This is a genomic window from Mesorhizobium sp. M7A.F.Ca.CA.003.01.2.1 (assembly GCF_003998945.1).
GTDB lineage: Bacteria > Pseudomonadota > Alphaproteobacteria > Rhizobiales > Rhizobiaceae > Mesorhizobium > Mesorhizobium ciceri.
On record NZ_RZRA01000975.1, the window covers coordinates 1 to 2,032 of the forward strand.

General features: G+C 62.2%; 3 protein-coding genes. All 3 read left to right on the forward strand.

Translation table 11 applies throughout. The features are described 5' to 3' along the window. Window positions 1-388, forward strand: a 388-nt coding sequence (locus tag EN969_RS28470; RefSeq protein WP_164758574.1) for an ABC transporter permease subunit, incomplete at its 5' end; no start/stop codon positions are given. Beyond that, window positions 385-678 (forward strand): DUF2160 domain-containing protein, encoded by a 294-nt coding sequence (locus tag EN969_RS28475; protein ID WP_024503495.1) that lies wholly within the window; start codon window positions 385-387, stop codon window positions 676-678. The genes EN969_RS28470 and EN969_RS28475, both read left to right, overlap by 4 nt. 79 nt (window positions 679-757) lie before the next feature. Continuing rightward, a partial coding sequence (locus EN969_RS28480; protein ID WP_164758575.1) for an ABC transporter substrate-binding protein occupies window positions 758-2,032 on the forward strand: 1,275 nt, incomplete at its 3' end.

Here is a 2,032-nt window from a genome sequence, read left to right on the forward strand (position 1 = left end):
CTGCCTGTTCAACGTGCCGCTGGCGGTGTGGATCCTCGAAGGCTTCATGTCGGGTGTGCCGAAGGAAATCGACGAAACCGCCTATATCGACGGCTATTCGTTCCCGCGCTTCTTCGTCAGGATCTTCATGCCCCTGATCGCCAGCGGCATTGGCGTGGCCTGCTTCTTCTGCTTCATGTTCTCCTGGGTGGAACTGTTGATTGCCCGCACGCTGACCACCACCGACGCCAAGCCGATCGCCGCCACCATGACCCGCACGGTTTCGGCCGCTGGCATGGACTGGGGCCTGCTCGCCGCCGCCGGCGTGCTGACGTTGATCCCCGGCGCGCTCGTCATCTGGTTTGTGCGCAATTATATCGCCAAGGGCTTCGCCCTGGGGAGGGTTTGACGATGAATTTCGACCTCACCTGGATGGCGTGGACGTGGCCGACGGCGGCCTTTTTCGGGACCATCCTTCTGCTGCTGTGCGGCATGGCGGCTTGGGAATACGCTTCGCCGGGCGGCAATCCGCGCGTCGGCGTGCTGCGCTTCGAGACAACGCGCGGCGACCGTCTTTTCCTGTCGCTGCTTGGCAGCGCCTTTATCCATCTCGCTTGGTTGGGTCTTGTCGGATCCAACCTGTGGTGGGCTCTCGCTCTCTCCGTGGTCTACGCCATTGGCGTGTTCCGCTACGTATAGAGGGGGAAACTGTTGGAGCGACCGCGTGCCGGCGGCCGCTCCAGATCGCACTTGAACCTTAAAACTGTGGAGGAAACACATGCGAAGGCAATTTTTAACATCAACGACGGCCCTTGTCCTGTTGCTGGGCGTGGGCAATGCCTATGCCGGGATGGACGAGGCAAAGGCTTTCCTGGACAAGGAAATCGGCCCGCTCTCGACGCTCGACCGCGCTGGCCAGGAAGCCGAAATGCAGTGGTTCATCGATGCCGCGAAGCCTTTCGCCGGCATGGACATCAAGGTCGTTTCGGAAACCATCGCCACGCACCAGTATGAATCGCAGGTGCTGGCGCCGGCCTTTACCGCCATCACCGGCATCAAGATCACGCATGACGCCATCCAGGAAGGCGACGTCGTCGAGAAGATCCAGACCCAGATGCAGACGGGCCAGAACCTTTATGACGGCTGGGTCAACGATTCCGACCTGATCGGCACCCACTGGCGCTACCAGCAGGTGCGCAATTTGACCGACTGGATGGCGGGCGAGGGCAAGGATGTCACCAACCCGAACCTCGACCTGAAGGATTTTATCGGCACCTCGTTCACGACCGCTCCGGACAAGAAGCTCTACCAGCTTCCCGACCAGCAGTTCGCGAACCTCTACTGGTTCCGTTACGACTGGTTCAACGACGAGAAGAACAAGGCGGACTTCAAGGCCAAGTACGGCTACGACCTTGGCGTTCCCGTCAACTGGTCTGCCTATGAGGACATCGCCGAGTTCTTCACCGGCCGCGAGATCGACGGCAAGAAGGTCTATGGCCACATGGACTACGGCAAGAAGGACCCGTCGCTCGGCTGGCGGTTCACCGACGCCTGGCTGTCGATGGCCGGCAATGGCGACAAGGGCCTGCCGAACGGTCTGCCGGTCGATGAGTGGGGCATCAAGGTCGACGAGAATTCGCGTCCGGTCGGCTCCTGCACGGCGCGCGGGGGCGACACCAATGGCCCGGCCGCCGTCTACTCGATCCAGAAATACCTCGACTGGCTGAAGGCCTACGCTCCGGCGGAAGCCCAGGGCATGACCTTCTCCGAATCCGGCCCGGTTCCGGCGCAGGGCGCGGTTGCCCAGCAGATCTTCTGGTACACCGCCTTCACCGCTTCGATGGTCGATGCCGGCGCCAAGGCGGTGCTGAACGACGACGGTACGCCGAAGTGGCGCATGGCGCCGTCGCCGCATGGCGTCTACTGGAAGGACGGCATGAAGCTCGGCTATCAGGACGTCGGCTCCTGGACGCTGATGAAGTCGACCCCGACCGACCGCGCCAAGGCCGCCTGGCTCTACGCGCAGTTCGTCACCTCGAAGACAGTCGACGTG